Annotated in this window: 13 protein-coding genes; 5 read left to right on the top strand and 8 right to left on the bottom strand. The window is 72.7% G+C overall.

Annotated elements, in window-relative coordinates:
• Nucleotides 1-122 precede the first annotated feature (122 nt).
• Nucleotides 123-779, bottom strand: coding sequence for a 4'-phosphopantetheinyl transferase family protein (locus OTB20_RS31250; RefSeq protein ID WP_267822651.1), 657 nt, complete (start codon nt 777-779; stop codon nt 123-125).
• Between the two features lie 121 nt (nt 780-900).
• Nucleotides 901-2,385, bottom strand: coding sequence for a class I adenylate-forming enzyme family protein (locus OTB20_RS31245; RefSeq protein ID WP_267822641.1), 1,485 nt, complete (start codon nt 2,383-2,385; stop codon nt 901-903).
• A 270-nt stretch (nt 2,386-2,655) separates the two neighbouring features.
• Here OTB20_RS31245 and OTB20_RS31240 point away from each other — a divergent pair, with 270 nt between their 5' ends.
• A complete protein-coding gene (locus OTB20_RS31240; protein WP_267822639.1) occupies nt 2,656-3,111 on the top strand; it encodes a hypothetical protein in 456 nt (151 codons plus the stop codon).
• Here the strand turns inward: OTB20_RS31240 and OTB20_RS31235 are convergent.
• Together OTB20_RS31235 and OTB20_RS31230 are read right to left on the bottom strand one after the other, a co-directional pair.
• Complete coding sequence (locus OTB20_RS31235) at nt 3,088-3,624, bottom strand: RNA polymerase sigma factor (protein WP_267822637.1); 537 nt, start codon at nt 3,622-3,624, stop codon at nt 3,088-3,090. The two genes, OTB20_RS31240 and OTB20_RS31235, sit on opposite strands and share 24 nt — an antisense overlap.
• Nucleotides 3,625-3,956: 332 nt before the next feature.
• Nucleotides 3,957-5,468, bottom strand: a complete 1,512-nt coding sequence (locus OTB20_RS31230) for a carboxylesterase/lipase family protein (RefSeq protein WP_267822635.1) — start codon at nt 5,466-5,468, stop codon at nt 3,957-3,959.
• Between the two features lie 220 nt (nt 5,469-5,688).
• Between OTB20_RS31230 and OTB20_RS31225 the strand changes: the two genes are divergently transcribed.
• Both OTB20_RS31225 and OTB20_RS31220 read left to right on the top strand, forming a co-directional pair.
• Nucleotides 5,689-6,255 (top strand): RNA polymerase sigma factor, encoded by a 567-nt coding sequence (locus OTB20_RS31225; protein ID WP_267822634.1) that lies wholly within the window; start codon nt 5,689-5,691, stop codon nt 6,253-6,255.
• A complete protein-coding gene (locus OTB20_RS31220) occupies nt 6,252-6,758 on the top strand; it encodes a hypothetical protein (protein ID WP_267822632.1) in 507 nt (168 codons plus the stop codon). Before OTB20_RS31225 ends, OTB20_RS31220 begins: the two co-directional genes overlap by 4 nt.
• Before the next feature lie 181 nt (nt 6,759-6,939).
• On the opposite strand, the gene OTB20_RS31215 is transcribed toward OTB20_RS31220, so the two are convergent.
• From OTB20_RS31215 to OTB20_RS31205, 3 genes are all read right to left on the bottom strand, one after another.
• Complete coding sequence (locus OTB20_RS31215; protein ID WP_267753400.1) at nt 6,940-8,385, bottom strand: aldehyde dehydrogenase family protein; 1,446 nt, start codon at nt 8,383-8,385, stop codon at nt 6,940-6,942.
• Between the two features lie 407 nt (nt 8,386-8,792).
• Entirely contained in the window at nt 8,793-10,370 is a 1,578-nt protein-coding gene (locus tag OTB20_RS31210; protein WP_267822630.1) for a PucR family transcriptional regulator, read from the bottom strand.
• A gap of 147 nt (nt 10,371-10,517) precedes the next feature.
• Nucleotides 10,518-12,716: an ATP-binding protein gene (locus OTB20_RS31205; RefSeq protein ID WP_267822628.1), complete on the bottom strand. Its 2,199-nt coding sequence runs from the start codon at nt 12,714-12,716 to the stop codon at nt 10,518-10,520.
• Nucleotides 12,717-12,957: 241 nt separating this feature from the next.
• Here OTB20_RS31205 and gabT point away from each other — a divergent pair, with 241 nt between their 5' ends.
• Both gabT and OTB20_RS31195 read left to right on the top strand, forming a co-directional pair.
• On the top strand, nt 12,958-14,292 hold the full coding sequence (gene gabT, locus OTB20_RS31200; RefSeq protein WP_267822627.1) for a 4-aminobutyrate--2-oxoglutarate transaminase: 1,335 nt from the start codon (nt 12,958-12,960) through the stop codon (nt 14,290-14,292).
• A gap of 417 nt (nt 14,293-14,709) precedes the next feature.
• The gene (locus OTB20_RS31195; protein WP_420716520.1) at nt 14,710-15,228 is read left to right on the top strand and encodes a phosphatase PAP2 family protein; all 519 of its coding nucleotides are present in this window, start codon (nt 14,710-14,712) and stop codon (nt 15,226-15,228) included.
• 65 nt (nt 15,229-15,293) lie between these two features.
• On the opposite strand, the gene OTB20_RS31190 is transcribed toward OTB20_RS31195, so the two are convergent.
• The gene (locus OTB20_RS31190; protein ID WP_420716521.1) at nt 15,294-17,096 is read right to left on the bottom strand and encodes a chitinase; all 1,803 of its coding nucleotides are present in this window, start codon (nt 17,094-17,096) and stop codon (nt 15,294-15,296) included.
• Between the last annotated feature and the right edge of the window lie 95 nt (nt 17,097-17,191).

Genomic DNA, 17,191 nt, shown 5'->3' with positions numbered 1-17,191 from the left:
GCTCGATCAGAGTCCACTGCTCGTCGGTGAGATCGCCTCGCGCCATGACTGATGGCCTATCAAGACCGGGCCTCCACGCGCAGGCGATCTACCGAACTCGCGATCCGGACTCCAGACAGGACCTAGTCCTGTGGCACGGCCCAGCACAGGACGCCCTGCGGGAGCCGCCGTACGCTCACGCGCATCCGCAACTCGGGACGGCTCGTGGCGTGGGCCAGGTATCCGTCGGCGTCGGCCGCCAGCCGCAGGTCGCGCAGGCCGGTCAGGTCGGGGCCGAGGAGCGGGCTGAGTGCCTTGAAGGCGGCTTCCTTGGCGGAGTACATGGCGAGCAGGCGCTGGTGGGCGGCGGCGCCGGCCTGCCGGAGCACGGCGGTCTCTGCTCCGCGCAGCACCAGGTGGGCGGCTTCCAGGGGCAGGCCGTTCAGTTCGAGGTCGACGCCCAGCGCGCGGAACCGGTCCGAGGGACCGGCCACGGCTACGGCGACGCCTTCGGAGTGGCTGATGGACGCGGAGATCCCGGGCGGCAGCAGCGGGCGCGGCCCCTCGAACAGCACCGCGTCGGCGGTGAGTCCCGCCGAGCGCAGTGCGCGGTGCAGCGCGCTGCGGCCCGTCAGGAAGTCGGCTCTGCGCCGGGGCGGCATGGCCCTGGCCATCCGGCGCTCGGCCTCGCGCACGGCGACCGGCGGTCCCTCGTGGACGGAGGAGACACCGAAGCCGAGCCCCGGTATCCGGGGCCGGAAGTGTGTCAGGGCGCGTGGCAGTGTCAGCAGGGTCCCCATGGATCGCACGGCTTTCTTCCCCGTTCCCGGTTGTTCGCGTCTTCGGACTCGCTTGTGCACGGACTCACTCGTGCACGGACTCCCTCGTGCATGGTCCGCCGCGTGCTCGGATGGCGGCGGCTCACGCGGTGAGTAGCTTCTTCTGCACCTTCCCGGTCGCATTGCGCGGGAGTTCCTCGACGATCTGGACGTCCTTGGGGACCTTGTACTCCGCCATCCGCTCGAAGAGGTGGCCCAGGATCTCCGTCCGGTCCGCTCCGGCACCGGGGGCCAGGACGACGAGCGCGAGCGGCACCTCGCCCTCGTCGCCGTCGGCGACGGGCACCACGGCCGCGTCGGCGACGGCGGGGTGCCGGCGCAGCACCCGCTCGATCTCGGCCGGGTAGACGTTGCGGCCGTTCCTGATGATGAGGTCGGTGAGGCGGTCGACGAGGTGCAGCCGGCCCTCGTCGTCGAGGCGGCCGAGGTCACCGGTACGCAGCCAGCCCTTGACGGTGGCCGCCGCCGTGGCCGCGGGGTCGCGCCAGTAGCCGCGCATCCGGCCGTCGCCGCGGACCAGGATCTCGCCGGTGTGCCCGGCGGGCAGCGGCCGGCCGTTCTCGTCCGCGATGCGCAGCGACATCCCGGGGATGACCTGGCCGGTGGGCAGTGTGTCGGGCAGTTCTCCGAGCGGGTCGGGGTGTTCGCCGGGCCCGAGGGTGACGATCGGACCGCCCGCCTCCGTCAGCCCGTACACCTGGCGGAATCCGCAGCCGAGGGTGCGGGCGGCCCGTGCGTACAGCTCGACGGGGAGCGGGGCGGCTCCGTAGAGGATTTCTGCCAGCGAATCGGGCAGGGCCTCGTCCGGGTGTCCGGCGAGGTGGTCCACCACGGCGCGCAGGGTCTCCGGCACCAGCCACAGGTGCGTCGCCTTGTGGACACGGGCGGCCTCGACGATGTCCCGCGGCCGCGGTCCGGCCACCACCAGGGCGGCGCCCGCGGCGAGATGGGCGAAGGCCAGGACGACCGTCCCGTGGAACAGCGGCCCGCTGGTGACCAGTACTCCCCCTGCGGGCTGGGCGGTGGCCGCGAGCCAGCCGAGCGAGATGTCCTTGACCGAACGGTGGTCCACGACCACGCCCTTGGGGCGGCCCCCGGTGGCGGAGGTGTAGAGGATGGCCACCGGGTCGTCGGCCCGCACGTGCGGTTCGAAGGCCGGCTGACCGCCGCCCCCGCCGTCCGGCCCGTCCCGGAACAGCGGGTCCTCGAAGGCCAGCCGCCAACTACTTGCGGTCGAGCCCCTGTCCACGCGTTCCAGCAGCGCTCCTTCGCCGATGACACCGACGACCTTGGCGTGGTCGACGATCTCCTCGACCTCCCCCGGGACGAGACTCGGGTCCAGGGGGACGAATACCGCCCCGAGGTGTCCCAACGCGAAGTACGTCTCGATCACTTCGATACGGTCCGCCGACAGGACCGCCACCCTGTCCCCCCGCTGCACCCCGCGCGCGTTCAGCCGTTCCGCCAGCGCTTCGACGCGTCCGGCCAGCTGCTCCCAGGTGAGCGAGCGCCGTGCGTCGGCCAGGGCCACCCACCCGCCGAAGCCCTGCCGATTTCGCTCCAGCAACTGAGTAAGCCACATACCGCCGCTCCCCTTGTACGATGCACACGTATCCTGCTCCTTCAAGGGAAAGAGGCCGTACGCTAGAGATGCACTCCCGGGCGGCTCTGATTTCTCTCGGAGCTTGTTGCGCGCGGCTGACCCGGGGCGGGTATTCCGAATAGCTTGACCGGGAAGGGAGATGACTGAGAGTCTCTCCCGCATACGAGACATAGGGGGCGGTAGCCAGTGACTGGTCCGTTGAACAGTGACTGGCCGACGGTTGAACTCGATCCGGTGCGACGCCTGAAGGTCATCGCCTCCGCCTTGAAGTACCCGAGTTACGGCGAGCGTCTGTTCGACGTACCGATCGAGCGCCTGTGGGCCGTCGCGAGCGATCTCGAAAAGGAACTCCCGCATATCGTCCCGGGCCTGCGTTCCTTCACCATTACCGGAACCGAGAAGGACCGGCTGACCGGGCGGGCCGTGAGTTCCATCGGACACCGCGAGCATTTCGACGTGGTGCTGCGGCCGGGCTGGTGCCTGATGCAGAGCAAGGCACTGGTCGGCGGAATGGCCGCCGTACCCGAGGGTGGCGGAACACGCTTCGCCTTCTTCAGCAGCCTGCGTTTCCCCGGCGGCCAGGCCGTGGACCGCCTCCGCGTGGTGCGGGCGGAGCGCCGGACCGGAGTGCTCTTCGACCGCCTCCGGCTCCGCATGGACGCGCGCTCACTCCCAGGCGGAACGGAATGAGCGCCGGGCCCGGAACAGCCGGGACCTGACCGTCCCCACCGGCACCGCGAGAACCCCCGCGACCTCCTGTTCGTTCAGGCCGTCGATGTGGCGCAGGGTTAGCACAACCCGGTGTTCGGGTGCCAGCCTGCACATGACGTCGGCGATGTCCGAGGCGAGCTGGAGGTCCTCGGGCACCGGCTTCTCGTCCCAGTCCGACGGTAAGGAACCCTGCCGCTGGCGCTGCTTCGCATACTTGAGGGCCTCCCGGGCGGCGATCGCGCGCACCCAGCCCAGAAACGCCGCGGGCGTTTTTAGCTGATGAATGTTGCGGAATACCGCGATGAGCGCCTCTTGCGCGGCGTCCGCCCCGTCCTGCAATGCCACGGGCCCGCAGATCCGGCCGACGTACGGCGCGACGACGCCGAGCAGCTCGTCCATGGCCAAGGCGTCGCCCCGTTGCGCGCCTTCCACGAGCCGGGTCAGTTCCTCCATATCCCAGCCAACCGTCCGCGCAACATCGGTTTCAGCCACTGCGCCCCCATTGTCGATATCCCGTTCGCCGGACGGGGGGCGGCGTCAAGCCATTCGATCGAGCACGTAAGGCAAAGCTGTTTCTTGCGTGAACTTTGCCGACGCATTGCACTTCCGCGCATTACCCGCAAGTATCAATCCACGGGCATCCGAGTTCAGGCCGTCAACCCCCGTCGCGCCTGAACTCAGACTTTGCACAACACCAGCCACCCTAGCATCAGGCGGCGACAATTGGACGGATCCAAACCCACTTCCGCAATGCGAGACCCGTATCACCCATAGCGTTCAAAAGGGGTCACAGGCGAAATGCCGCCCACCGGAAACGGCCGCCGCTACCGCGGCTCCAGCGCCCCGAAGGGGTGCTCCTCCCATACCCGGCGCGACGCGGCCACCGGATCCCCGAGCAGCACGTCTTCGCAGTCGAACACCTTGGTCAGGCGCCTCGCGGAGCGGTATGCGGGCCACCCCGGATCCCCGGACCCGGCGAACCGCACCCAGGCCGACTGCATCCGATCCGACAGCGCGCCGGCCTCCTGCGGAGCGGTGTCCCCCAGCATCTGCCGCGCCAGCGGGGCCTCCAGGGTCCCGAACACCAGCGGTACGTCCAGACCGTGGCAGGAGCCCAGCTTCCCGCCCGACACCGGTGCGGGCCAGCGCAGTTCATACGCGTACGCCACCCCGCCCGCGGCCGCCTGCGCCTCCAGCAACTGGGTCGTGGGCACCCGGCACAGCCAGTCCGACATCACCGTCTCGTACAACTCCTCCGCGTCCGCGGCCGGGTAGGCCTCGCGGTAGGCCCGCTCCCCATCCGTGCCCGGCCCGAAGACGCGCAGCGCCTCGGCGGCCCGCTCCCGCGTCACCGCACCGAACTCGCTCCGCTTGGCCATGAACAGCCGGTACTCCTCCCGGTTGTGACCGAACATCAGGGCCAGGTCGCGGGCCATGCCCTTGGCGACCGCCTCCCACGGGGTGCGGGGCAGCGACTCCCCGTCGATCACCGGGGAGAACATGGTCTCCGTGTGGGCGACGGTGCCCCACCGGTCCGCATACCGCGCCCGCCGCGCGAACACCGCGTCCGCGGCCCGCACCAGCAGGTGGGGATCGCCGCCCCGCAGGGCCTCGGCGGTCGCGGCCGAACCCACGCGCGCTCCGACCGCCTCCGCGACGCCCGCCGCCAGCTCCGGGGTGAAGTACGAACCGGGCACGCTCTGCGCCACCGCCTGGTGGAACAGACCCTTCGCCGCCGGCATCGCCAGCAGGGCAGCGATCGACCCGGCTCCGGCCGACTCGCCGAAGAGCGTCACGTCGTCGGGCTCGCCGCCGAAGGCCGCGATGTTCTCCCGGACCCAGTGCAGGGCGGCGATCTGGTCCAGCAGGCCCCGGTTGGCCGGGCTCCCGGCCAGCTGCCCGAAACCCTCCATGCCCACGCGGTAGTTGAAGCTGACCACCACCACGTCCCGGCGGGCCAGCCGGGACCCGTCGTACACCGGGTCCGCCGAGCGGCCGAACACGTAGGCGCCCCCGTGGAACCACACCATCACGGGCAGCCCGACGGCCCCGAGCTCCGGGGACCACACGTTGACCGTGAGGCAGTCCGGAGCCTGCTCCTGGCCGCCCGTGCCCGCCTCCGGGCTCATCCGGTCGTACTGCGGCGGCGGAGGCCCGAACTGAAGCGCGGGCCGTACGCCGTCCCAGGGCTCCACCGGCCGCGGCGCGCGGAAGCGCAGCTCGCCGAAGGGCGGCCGCGCGTAGGGGATCCCCCGGAACACGGAGATCCCCTCCTCGACCCGGCCCCTCACCACGCCCTGGCCGGTACGTACCTCGGGATGTTGTTCTCTCTCCAACTTCCTCGGCCCCTTCACAGCTCCAGCAGGCATCGTCGACACCATGAGAGAGGCGCTGCGGGCCCCGGACACTCCCCCGGGTTCCCGGGTCTTCCGCGCAAATATGCGGCCGCGCGGGAGTATCCGCTCCGTTTGGCCCCTCTGTCCTATGAAGCACCGTGCACCGAGCGCCGTCCGGCGAACGGGTGGAGCGATGCCACGCGAGGGAGGAGACCGGGACGTGAGAACAGCCGACCCCAGTGTCCGGCGCCACGAGCTGGACACCCCGCGGCCCCTGGAGCCCGATCCCTGGGAAGCCGCGGCCAGGCTGGTCAGGGCTTCCCAGTCCGGCGACGCTCTGGCCGTCAACGACCTGCTCAACCTGGTGACCCCGTACGTCAGCCGGCTGTGCCGCCCGATCGCGCTGACCGACAGCGCCGACGCGGTGCAGGAGTCCCTGATCGCAGTTTTCCAGGGCCTGCCCCGGCTGAAGGATCCGACCGCCCTCTACGCGTGGGTGCGCACCATCACTGTACGCGAGGCCGTCCGGGTCGCCCGGCGCGCCCAGCGGGAGACCCCGTGGGGCGAACTCGACGACGTGCCCGGATCGCGCAGCCCGGAACTGGCCTGCGACGTGCACGACGTCCTGCGCCGGATGTCCTCGGAGCACCGCGCGGTGCTGACCCTGCGTGAACTCGAGGGCCTGGACGAACGATCGGCCGGCGAGATCCTGAACATTCCCTGTGGCACGGTGAAGTCGCGACTGCACCGTGCCCGCGACAACTTTCGGAAGGCGTGGACGCGATGACCACCGGCTGGCCTACGGCCGCACTCGACCCCGTCCAGCGGCTGCGCGTGATGGCCGCCGGGCTGGGCGCCGTCATGTACGCGGAGGAGTACATCGACGCCCCCTTCGACGAGGTCTGGGACGTCGCGAGCGACCTGGAGGGCGAGCTGCCGCACCTGGTGCCGACCATCCAGGCCTTCCGCATGGTCCCGGGCTTCCGCCCCGGCGCCCCGGAGCGCGGCCGGGCCTGGGCCCACGGCCCGCTCGGCTACCGGGCCGCCTTCGAGGTCCTGCTCCAGCCCGGCTACTGCCTGATGCAGAGCCGGCACGTGGTCGGCGGGATGGCCGCGGTCCCCGAGGGCGCCGGAACGCGCTTCGCCGTCCTCGGCAGCGTGCGCAGCGGCCGCCAGGCCAAGGTGCTGAGCATGCTGCGCGCCCTCGGCACTGACCGCGGCCGGCGCATGATCGCCCGCACCCGGCGCCGTCTGTCGGTCCGCGGCACGGGCCGTCCTGGTGCCTCCTGATCCAGGACCCCGCCGGCACGGTCGTCGCGCCCGGCACCCGTCCTCGCCCCGCCCTCGCCCTCGTCCTGGGGCAGGACCGGGCGGGCGGCCGTCCGGACAGGCCGGTGGCGGACATGAAAAGACGGCCGGAGCCCCCGCACAGTAGGCTCCGGCCGTCGGCTTGGTGGGCCGTACGAGTCGGTCAGATGTCGAGGCCGCTGAGGACCAGGACCCGCTCGTAGGTGTAGTCGTCCATCGCGTAGCGCACGCCCTCGCGGCCCACACCGGACTGCTTGACGCCGCCGTAGGGCATCTGGTCGGCGCGGTAGGACGGGACGTCGCCGACGATCACACCGCCGACCTCCAGCTCGCGGTGGGCGCGGAAGGCCGTCTGGATGTTCCGCGTGAAGACACCGGCCTGGAGACCGAACTTCGAGTCGTTGACGGCGGCGAAGGCCTCGTCGGTGTTCTCGACCCGGCGCAGGGTGAGGACCGGTCCGAAGACCTCCTCGGTGGCGAGGGTGACGCCCGCGGGCACCTCCGCGACGACGGTGGGCTCGTACGAGGCACCCTCGCGCTTGCCGCCCGTGAGCAGCTTGGCTCCGGCGGCCACGGCCTCGTCGACCCAGGACTCGACCCGCTTGGCGGCGTCCTCGGAGACGAGGGGGCCGACGTCGGTGGCGGAGTCGTTCGGGTCGCCGGTGACCTGTGCCTGGACCTTCGCGACGACCTTCTCTACGAGGCGGTCGTAGACGGCCGCGTCGGCGATCACGCGCTGCACGCCGATGCAGGACTGGCCGGCCTGGTAGTTCGAGAAGGTCGCGATGCGGTTCGCGGCCCAGTCGAGGTCGGCCTCGGAGGACCAGTCCTCCAGGACCACGGCCGCGGCGTTCCCGCCGAGCTCCAGGGTGCAGTGCTTGTGGGGCACGGCCTGCTGGATGGCGTAGCCGACCTTGTCGGAACCGGTGAAGGAGATGACGGGCAGGCGCTCGTCCTTGACCAGCTCCGGCATCTTGTCGTTGGCGACGGGGAGCACGGACCAGGAACCGGCCGGCAGGTCGGTCTCGGCGAGCAGCTCGCCGAGGACCAGAGCGGAGAGCGGGGTCGCCGGGGCCGGCTTCAGGATGATCGGCGCGCCGACGGCGATGGCCGGGGCCACCTTGTGGGCGCACAGGTTCAGCGGGAAGTTGAAGGGCGCGATGCCCAGGACCGGACCCTTGACGAAGCGGCGGGTCAGGGCCAGGCGGCCGACGCCGCCGGCGTCGGTGTCCAGGCGCTGGGCCTCTCCGCCGTTGAAGCGGCGGGCCTCCTCGGAGGCGAAGCGGAACACGGACACCGCACGGCCGACCTCACCGCGGGCCCACTTGATCGGCTTGCCGTTCTCGGCGGAGATCAGCAGCGCGATCTCCTCGGTGCGCTCGGCGAGCCGGCGGGCGACGTGGGCCAGGGCCTCGGCGCGTACGTGGGCCGGGGTCGCGGAGAACTCCGCCGTCACGGCGTACGCGGCGGCGACGGCCTCTTCGACCTGGGCGTCGGTCGGGACGCTCACGGCGGCGACGAGGCGGCCGTCCCACGGGGAGTGGACGTCGAAGCTGTCGTCGCCCGTGGCCTGGCGGCCGGCGAGCCAGAAGGCGTGGGTGGAAGTCATGCTGATCCCGGCCCTTCGGAGTGTGTGCGGTGGGTCCTTGTCCCCTCCACCGTAGGACTCCGTCGCGGTTTCGGCGTTTGTCCGGCGTGGAGTACGTGCGTGGCGCGGCGCGCCGCTTTGTCAGTGTCGGGGGTCCCGCTGCCCCGTGCGGGGCCCCGGCGGGGGGCTGCGGGGTGCCGCGGTGGGCTGCCGCTGCGCGGGACATGTCCCCTCCCCGCCCTTCCCCCGTTCCCTGCCCTTCCCCCGTTCCCCGGGCTCCGCCCGGACCCGCGCCTCAAACGCCGGCGGGGCTGAAATCAGCCGGCGTCCCGGCCGACGGCGGACGGAGTCCGGCGCAGCGCCACGGAGCCCGAGAAGCGCGCCGGCGCCGAACGATGCGAGGGGCGCGACAAGAAGGGAGGGACGCGTCAAGAAGGAGAGGTGGCCTTCAGGGCGAGCCAGAGCTCCATGCGGACGTCCGGGTCGTCCAGGGAGCGGGCGAGGATCTCCTCCACCCGGCGCATCCGGTAGCGGAGCGTGTGCCGGTGGACTCCGAGGTCGGCGGCGGCCGCGTCCCACTGGCCGTGGCGGGAGAGCCAGGCTTGGAGGGAGGCCACCAGGTCGCCGCGGCCCTTCTCGTCGTGTTCGCGCAGTGCGCGCAGCGTGCCGTCCGCGAAGGCCCGTACGGCGTCGTCGGCGAGCAGCGGGAGCACCGAGCCCGCCGCGAGGTCCTCGTGTTCGACCAGCGGGCGGCCGCGCCGCCGGGCCACGGCCAGGGCCTGGTCGGCCTGCTTGAGGGCCGCCGCCACGCCGGAGGCCGCCGCGGGCGCCGACAGGCCGAGGACCAGTTCGTCCGGCTCCGGTTCGCCCGGCTCCCGGCCGCGCCGGGATTCCAGGGCCTCCGCGTGTTGCGCGCACGCCTGGACCGCCGATCCCCCGTCGGCCGCCAGGACCACGAGCCGGCCGGGCTCCGGCACCACGAGCAGGGTCTCCCCCGTGCGCGCGGCCGCCGACTCCACGGTGTCGGCCAGCAGTGCCAGCCCTTCCGGCTGCGCCGTGCCGGCCAGCGCGGGCTCCGCCACGAGGATGCGGAACGGTGCGTCGAGCAGGGCCCCGTACAGGTCCCCGGCCACGGCCTGGGCCTGCTCCGCCTGGCCGGCGAGCAGCATGCGCAGCACGGCGGCGCCGAGGCGGGACTCCGCGTCGTGCAGGGAGCGGGAGCGTTCGGTGGTGAGGGTCAGCAGGGCCACCGCGGAGTGGACGGCGTACCGCTCCGCCGTGCCGAGCGGGGCTCCGGTACCGACCGCGAGGGCGCCGCGCGCCCGCCGCCCGGTGCCCAGCGACTGGAGCTCGACCCGGTCCTCGGAGCCGCCCACCACGGCGCTGGCGGGGGCCGGGCGCTCCCGCAGCCGTTCCACGTCGGGGGTGAGCCGGGCGGCCCGGCGGGCGGCCCAGTCGGGCGCGGCCGCGACGACGGCGCCGGAGGTGTCGTACAGGGCGGCCCAGCCGTGCACGTGCGCCGCGAGCTTCGTCAGCAGTTCGGCGGGCCCGTCGGCGGACAGTGCGGCCCGGGTGAGCTCCCGCTGCGCCTCGAAGCCCGCGGTCACGGCCCGGTACTGGTCGGCGGCGAGGGCCGCGGAGACGGCTTTGCTGATGGCGAGGAACGGGGTGCGCCGGGGTACCTCCAGCAGCGGCAGGTCCTCGCCGCGGGCGGCTTCGACCAGCGCCTCGGGCACGGCGTCGTAGTTGACGCCGATGGCGAAGCCGATGCCGACGACTCCGGCGGCCGCGAGCCTGCGTACGTAGCGCCTCATCTCCTCGGGGTCCTCCGCGTCCAGCTTCATCGCGGTGATCAGGAGCAGCTCCCCGCCCTCCATGTAGGGGACGGGGTCGGCGAGCTCGCTGACGTGGGCCCAGCGCACGGGGGTGTCGAGGCGGCCCTCCCCGGCCCGGACGCTGAGCTTGAGCGCCGAGTGCTGAACGAGCGAGGCGAGGGTGAGCGGCATGGGTACCGGGGCGCCTTAAGGGGGGAGGAGGGTTGCGGCGGCGAGACGCCGACGCTGGATTCTCGCCGTGGACCACCACCGCGGATTTCGCCGTGTCGTACGAACGGCTCACCTCGATTCTGCCACCTCGTACGGGTCCGCCCCGTCCTATCCCCCGAGCCGCACCAGCAGCGGGGCGGCCCGCTCGCCGCGGACGGAGGTGAGGGAGAGGACGGCGTGGCCGGGGGGCACCGTGTGCGCCAGGTCGGAGGCCGACCAGCGTTCCCGTTCCACCTGGCGCACGGTCACGGCGTCGGTGGTCACGGCCTTGCCCGAGACCAGTTTGCGGAAGGCGTGGATGGCCCGGGTGAGCGGCTGGTCGGCGAAGACCGTCCGGTGGGTGACGTCCCGGGTCTCCACCCACTCCGTGCCCCAGGTCTCGGCGAACCGTTTGCCGTCCCAGGTGGTGACCCCGGAGAAGGCCATGCGGCAGCCGACGGCCCCGAGCAGCGGGGTCCGCAGCGCTTCCGGTACGTCGTCCAGGGTGCGCAGCGTGAGCAGGACCCCCGCGTTGGCCGAGCGGAGCCGCTGGATGCCGCGCACCGCTTCCGGGGTGAGGGTGTGGGAGGCGTCGTCGAAGGCGAGGAGCGCGAAGAGCGAGCGGTCGGTGCGGGCCGTGGCGGCGGCGTTGAACTGGGCGAGCAGCAGCCGGGCCAGCACCCGGGAGGCGTCGGCGTGGCCGCGCTCGGGCAGGTCGATGCGGACCCGGAGCGGATGCTCCAGGGCCCGCAGGGAGAAGGGCCGGCCGGCGCCGGTGGTGTCGGCGTCCTTGACGTTGAAGAACCCCGCGAAGGCGGGCCGGTCGAGCAGTGCGACCCGGTCGGCGAGGGCCGGTCCCGGATCGGCGGAGGCCCCGTGCTGGCGTTCGCGCGCGTCGAGCTCGCGGAGCATCCGGTGCTGTCCGGCGGCCTCCAGGGTGCCCCGCAGGGTGGCGAGGGCGACGGGCACGTGATCGAGGAGTTCCCGCAGCTCGGGCACGGCGGGGAAGCGGCCGTGCGCCGCCCGGAACGGTCCGAGGAGCTGCGCGAGGGCGGTGGCGGCGCGGCGTACGTCGATCCCCGGCAGGTCTCCCACGAAGCCCTCCGCGAGCAGCGTGGCGGCCTCGTCGGGGTCGGGGGTACCTCCGTAGAGGTCCAGGTCGTAGACGGAATCGGGGTCGCCGACGCGGATGACGACGTCGTAGCCCGTGTCGGGTCCCAGGGCGGTGCCCGCGGAGGCGACCACGATGACGGCGGCCTGGCCGGCCAGGGCCTGCAGGGCGAGGGACTCCACGACGGGGCGGACCAGGCGGGTCGTCTTGCCCGCGCCGGAGGGGCCGATGGCGAGCAGTGAGGTACCGAGGACCGCGGGGTCGAGGGCGACGCCGCTGCCGCGTCGGGCGTACGGGTTGCGCTCGCCGTCCTGGACCGTGCCGAGCTGCACCTGCCGGGCCAGCAGATCGTGCCGGGCGGCGCGGACGGGCAGGTCGCGGGCGCCCGACGGGTGGACGCAGGCTCCGGCGCCCTTGTCCCGTACGGCCTGGTCGAAGGCCCGCGTCCGCGACGGGTCGGCCCGTACGGTCTCCCAGGCCCGCCGGATCCGCGCGTAGTCCACGTCGTTCATCCGCCCGGCCCGGGCCTCCGCCCCCAGCCGGTCGGCGGCTTCCACCAGCCCGGCCGCCCGCACCTCGGTCCACTGGGCGGGGTCGTCGGGCCCGCCGGGCTCCACCGGTCGCGGCGCCGGGTCCACGGCCCGTACGGCGCGGCCGCCGAGGATGCGGCGGCCCAGCTCGGGCCAGCGGCCGAGGCGGCCGAAGCCGATGGCCAGGGTGAGCGCCACGACGGCGTACCAGACGTAGGAGGCGACGACGGAGGGGAACGTCCCGGCCCAGGAGTCGGGGGTGAACATGTAGAGCGGCCAGAGCCAGAAGCCGCCGAGGTAGCCGTTCCAGAGGAGGGACCACAGCAGCAGTCCGGCCAGCAGGGAGATGAGCGCCCCGCTGATCAGCTGTCGGGTCGGGGTGGTCTCGGGCTCCTGCGCGGCGCGCGGAACGTGCCCGTACGACCAGATGCCGGGGCCGGCGGCGGGGCGCGGGACGCGTAGCCAGTCGGTGAGGGTGGGGCCCGCCGCCGGGGCCGCGGTGGGCGCCGGTCCCGCGCCGGGGGCGTGGGCGGGCTTCGGCGGGAGGCCGGAGGGGCCGGGGGCGCCGGAGGGGTCAGCGGGGTGGTCCGGGCCCGGGTGCCCGGAGGGGCCGGCCGGCCGGGGGACGTGCCCGGCCGTGCGCGGCTCCGGCCGCCCGTGCCTGCCGTGCGTGCCGTCGGTGTCCATGTAACCCCTGCCCCCTGCCCGTTACCGCACTGTGCTGCGCGCTCAATCTAGTGGCCGCCGCCGCCCAGCGGCCCGTACCCGGTGATGATCCACAAGACATGGGCGGAATCCTTCCTATGGCCGTCACGGACAAGGACACGCGGGCACCACTCCCGAACGGAGCATGCAGGACCACGCCTCCCGGGCCTAGCCTGCGGACAAAGACACAAGTGCGTCCGAAAACACCCCCCAGGAGCCCCCTATGACCGCTGTTCCGCAGGAGCGCCGCATCGTCACCGCGATCCCCGGCCCCAAGTCGCAGGAGCTGCAGGCCCGCCGTCTCGCGACGGTGGCCGGCGGCGTGGGCTCCGTGCTCCCCGTCTTCACGGCCCGTGCGGGTGGCGGCATCCTCGAGGACGTCGACGGCAACCGCATGATCGACTTCGGCTCCGGCATCGCCGTGACCTCGGTCGGCGCCTCCGCCGAGGCCGTCGTGCGCCGCGCCACCGCGCAGCTCGCCGACTTCACCCACACCTGTTTCATGGTGACGCCCTACGAGGGCTACGTGGAGGTCTGCGAGGCCCTCGCCGAGCTCACCCCGGGTGACCACGCCAAGAAGTCGGCGCTGTTCAACTCCGGCGCCGAGGCCGTCGAGAACGCCGTCAAGATCGCCCGTTCGTACACCAAGCGCCAGGCCGTCGTCGTCTTCGACCACGGCTACCACGGCCGTACGAACCTCACGATGGCCCTGACCTCGAAGAACATGCCGTACAAGCAGGGCTTCGGCCCGTTCGCCCCCGAGGTCTACCGCGTCCCCGTCGCCTACGGCTACCGCTGGCCGACCGGCGCCGAGAACTGCGGCCCCGAGGCCGCCGCCCAGGCGATCGACCAGATCACCAAGCAGATCGGCGCCGAGAACGTCGCCGCGATCATCATCGAGCCGGTCCTCGGCGAGGGCGGCTTCATCGAGCCGGCCAAGGGCTTCCTCCCGGCGCTCGTGAAGTTCGCCAACGACAACGGCATCGTCTTCGTCGCCGACGAGATCCAGTCCGGCTTCTGCCGCACCGGCCAGTGGTTCGCGTGCGAGGACGAGGGCATCGTCCCCGACCTCATCACGACCGCCAAGGGCATCGCGGGCGGCCTGCCGCTCGCCGCCGTGACCGGCCGCGCCGAGATGATGGACTCCGTGCACGGCGGCGGCCTGGGCGGCACCTACGGCGGCAACCCGGTGGCCTGCGCCGGTGCGCTCGGCTCCATCGAGACCATGAAGGAGCTCGACCTCAACGCCGCGGCGAAGAAGATCGAGTCGATCATGAAGGCCCGTCTGACCGCCATCCAGGAGAAGTACGACATCGTCGGCGACATCCGCGGCCGCGGCGCCATGATCGCGATCGAGCTCGTCAAGGACCCCGCGTCCAAGACCCCGAACCCGGAGGCGGCCGGCGCGCTCGCCAAGGCCTGCCACGCCGAGGGCGTGCTCGTCCTCACCTGCGGCACCTACGGCAACGTGCTCCGCTTCCTCCCGCCGCTGGTCATCGGCGAGGACCTGCTGAACGAGGGCCTGGACGTCATCGAGGCCGCGTTCGCGGCCCTCTGATCGAACGTCTGACACAAGCGGTAGAACGCGGGGGTGCGATGCTCGATCACCAAGCGATCACTACCGCGGGTAACGGTCGGGCGCTGTGAAGAAGGTGTGGGGGGCCGATGGCGGGAGCGCTTTCCTGCTGTCGGTCCCCCTTCCGCTGCCGTACGGTTTCTGCAGATGAGTGAAACACCCCGCCCCCGGGAAACCGGAGGCGACACCAGTACCGGGCTTCCCCAGCGCCGCACTGGGCATGCGTTCGCGCACACTCCTCACCGATCGGACAGCCGTACGCCCCAAACCCCCCGGGGTGCCCGGCGACCCGATCCGGCCGGCCGCCCCGGAACCACCCCCCCTGTTCCGGGGCGGCCGGCCACTCTCCTCTCCGCGCTCTGCGCGGCACTCTTCGCCCTGATCACCTGGCAGGTCCTGGTGTCGGGGCCGCTGCTGGTCCCGGACGCCGGCCTCAGCCGGGCGCTCGTGCGCACCGTCCCCGACGCGGTCACCCAGCGCCTCTCCGATCTCGGCAACGTCCCCGTCGCGGTCCCCGTGCTGCTCCTCGCGGTCGTCTACGCCGCCCGGCGCGGCAACCGCCGGGGCGCGGCGGCCGCGGCGCTGGCCATGGCCCTGGTGCCGGCCCTGATCGTCCCGCTGAAGGAGTGGACCGGCCGGCCGGGCCCGCTGGAACCCTGGGCCTCCGGCTACTACCCCTCGGGCCACACGGCCACCGCGTACGTGGCGTACGCGGGCGCGGCCCTGCTCGTCCGCCCGTACACCCGGGGCCGCTGGCCCCTGGCCCTGGCGGCCGCCCTCACCTCACTGACGGCGACGGGCCTGATCCTGCGCGGCTACCACTGGCCCCTGGACGTCCTGGCCAGCCTGCTGATGTGCACGCCGCTGCTCCTGGGCGTCCGCCGGTACGCCGCACGGCCTGCCGGACCCAGCGCCTAGTGCTGTGGCCGGGCCGCAGCCCCGGGGGACTGCGGCCGGGCACGGGTGGTGGTGGTGACGGCCGGTCAGCCGCCGAAGTAGGCGTCGAAGTTCTTCGAGAACTCCCAGGCGCCGAAGCGGTCCCAGTTGATCGACCAGGTCATCAGGCCGCGCAGGGCGGGCCAGGTGCCGTGGGTCTGGTAGGCGCCGCAGTTCGTCTTCTTCGTCAGGCAGTCCAGCGCCTTGTTCACCTCGGCGGGGCTGGTGTGGCCGTTGCCCGCGTTGGTCGTGGCCGGGAGGCCGATGGCGACCTGGTCCGCGCGCAGCGGCGGGAAGACGCGGGCCGTGTTGCCGGCCACCGGGAAGCCGGTGAGCAGCATGTCGGTCATGGCGATGTGGAAGTCGGCTCCGCCCATGGAGTGGTACTGGTTGTCGAGGCCCATGATCGAGCCGGAGTTGTAGTCCTGGACGTGGAGCAGGGTGAGGTCGTCGCGCAGACCGTGGATGACCGGGAGGTAGGCGCCGGCGCGCGGGTCCTGGCCGCCCCAGGGGCCGGATCCGTAGTACTGGTAGCCGAGCTGGACGAAGAAGGTCTCGGGGGCCATGGTCAGGATGAAGTCCGGGCCGTACTTGGCCTTGAGTGTCTTCACGGCCGTGATCAGGTTGACGATCACCGGGGTGGTGGGGGCGCGGAAGTCGGTGTCGCCCGTGGCCAGGGAGAGGGAGTGGCCCTCGAAGTCGACGTCGAGGCCGTTGAGCCCGTACTCGTCGATGATCTTGCCGACGGAGGAGACGAAGGTGTCACGGGCCGCCGTGGTGCCCAGCTGGACCTGGCCGTTCTGGCCGCCGATCGAGATGAGGACCTTCTTGCCGGCGGCCTGTTTGGCCTTGATGGCCGCCTTGAACTCCGCGGCCGATTCGACATTCGGGCACTCACTGGCCGGGCAGAGCTGGAAGCGGATGTCACCCGAGGTCACCGAGGTGGGCTCGCCGAACGCCAGGTTGATGACGTCCCACGAGGCGGGCACGTCGGCCATCCGGACGTAGCCGGAGCCGTTGGCGAAGCTGGCGTGCAGGTAGCCGACCAGGGCGTGCGCGGGCAGGCCCGGGTTGCCGGGGTTGCCGCCGCCGCTCTGGGTGGTGACGGGGACGGCGGCGCTCTTCGGGGATTCGCCGGCCGCGTTCACCGCGCTGACCTGGAAGGAGTAGGTCGTGGCGGCCGTGAGGCCGGTGACCGTCGCCGAAGTGCCGCTGACCGTGGTCGGGTTCGCACCGTCCCGGTAGAGCTTGTACGAGGTGGCGCCGGTGGCCGCCGACCAGGAGAGGCCGACCGCGGTCGCGGAGGAGGCCGAGCCGGCGAGGCCGGCAGGGGCGGCCGGGACTTGGGGCTGGCCGGGTCCGGAGCCGCCGGGGTCGGGGCCGACCAGGGTCACGTCGTCGGTGAACTGCGGCGGCTGGCCGTACCAGCCCTGCGTGTACACGGTCACCGACGTGGTGTTCGCTCCGGTACGGAAGCTCGCGCTCAGCTGCTTCCAGGCACCCGGGGTCTGCGCCCAGGTCTGCGCGTCCGTGGTCCCGGTGCCGGTCGCGCCGAGGTAGACGTACGCGCCCTGCACCCAGGCGCTCAGCGTGTACGGGGAGTCGGGCTTGACGGTGACGGTCTGGGAGCAGCGGGCGTTGTCCTGCCCGGCCGGGGTGCCCTTGAGGGCGGAAGTGCCGCCGTGCACCGGGGTGCTGACGGCGGCTCCGCTGCCGGCCGAGCAGCTCCAGCCGTCGAGACCGGCTTCGAAGCCGCCGTTGCGGATGAGGTCGACGTCGGCCGCGGCGGCCGACTGACCTGCGGCGAGGAGGCCGGCCACCGCGAGGGCGGCGGCGGTAAGGAGGGACAGGGCGGAGCGTATGACGGCGGGTCCGGCAGGGCGGACGGGGCTGGTCGGGCGCACAACTGCCTCCGGTGCATGGGGGGATGGAGCCGGGCCGCGGC

Origin of the sequence: Streptomyces sp. H27-H1, from assembly GCF_026627445.1 — a bacterium.
Taxonomy (GTDB): domain Bacteria; phylum Actinomycetota; class Actinomycetes; order Streptomycetales; family Streptomycetaceae; genus Streptomyces.
This window is presented reverse-complemented; position numbering and strand designations above follow the sequence as displayed.

What these genes read in the sequence shown, in the direction of transcription:
- gabT (WP_267822627.1), top strand. Translation starts at nt 12,958, where the DNA reads ATGACCGCTGTTCCGCAGGAGCGCCGCATCGTCACCGCGATCCCCGGC.
- OTB20_RS31210 (WP_267822630.1), bottom strand. Translation starts at nt 10,370, where the DNA reads ATGCCGCTCACCCTCGCCTCGCTCGTTCAGCACTCGGCGCTCAAGCTC.
- OTB20_RS31220 (WP_267822632.1), top strand. Translation starts at nt 6,252, where the DNA reads ATGACCACCGGCTGGCCTACGGCCGCACTCGACCCCGTCCAGCGGCTG.
- OTB20_RS31215 (WP_267753400.1), bottom strand. Translation starts at nt 8,385, where the DNA reads ATGACTTCCACCCACGCCTTCTGGCTCGCCGGCCGCCAGGCCACGGGC.
- OTB20_RS31250 (WP_267822651.1), bottom strand. Translation starts at nt 779, where the DNA reads ATGGGGACCCTGCTGACACTGCCACGCGCCCTGACACACTTCCGGCCC.
- OTB20_RS31205 (WP_267822628.1), bottom strand. Translation starts at nt 12,716, where the DNA reads ATGGACACCGACGGCACGCACGGCAGGCACGGGCGGCCGGAGCCGCGC.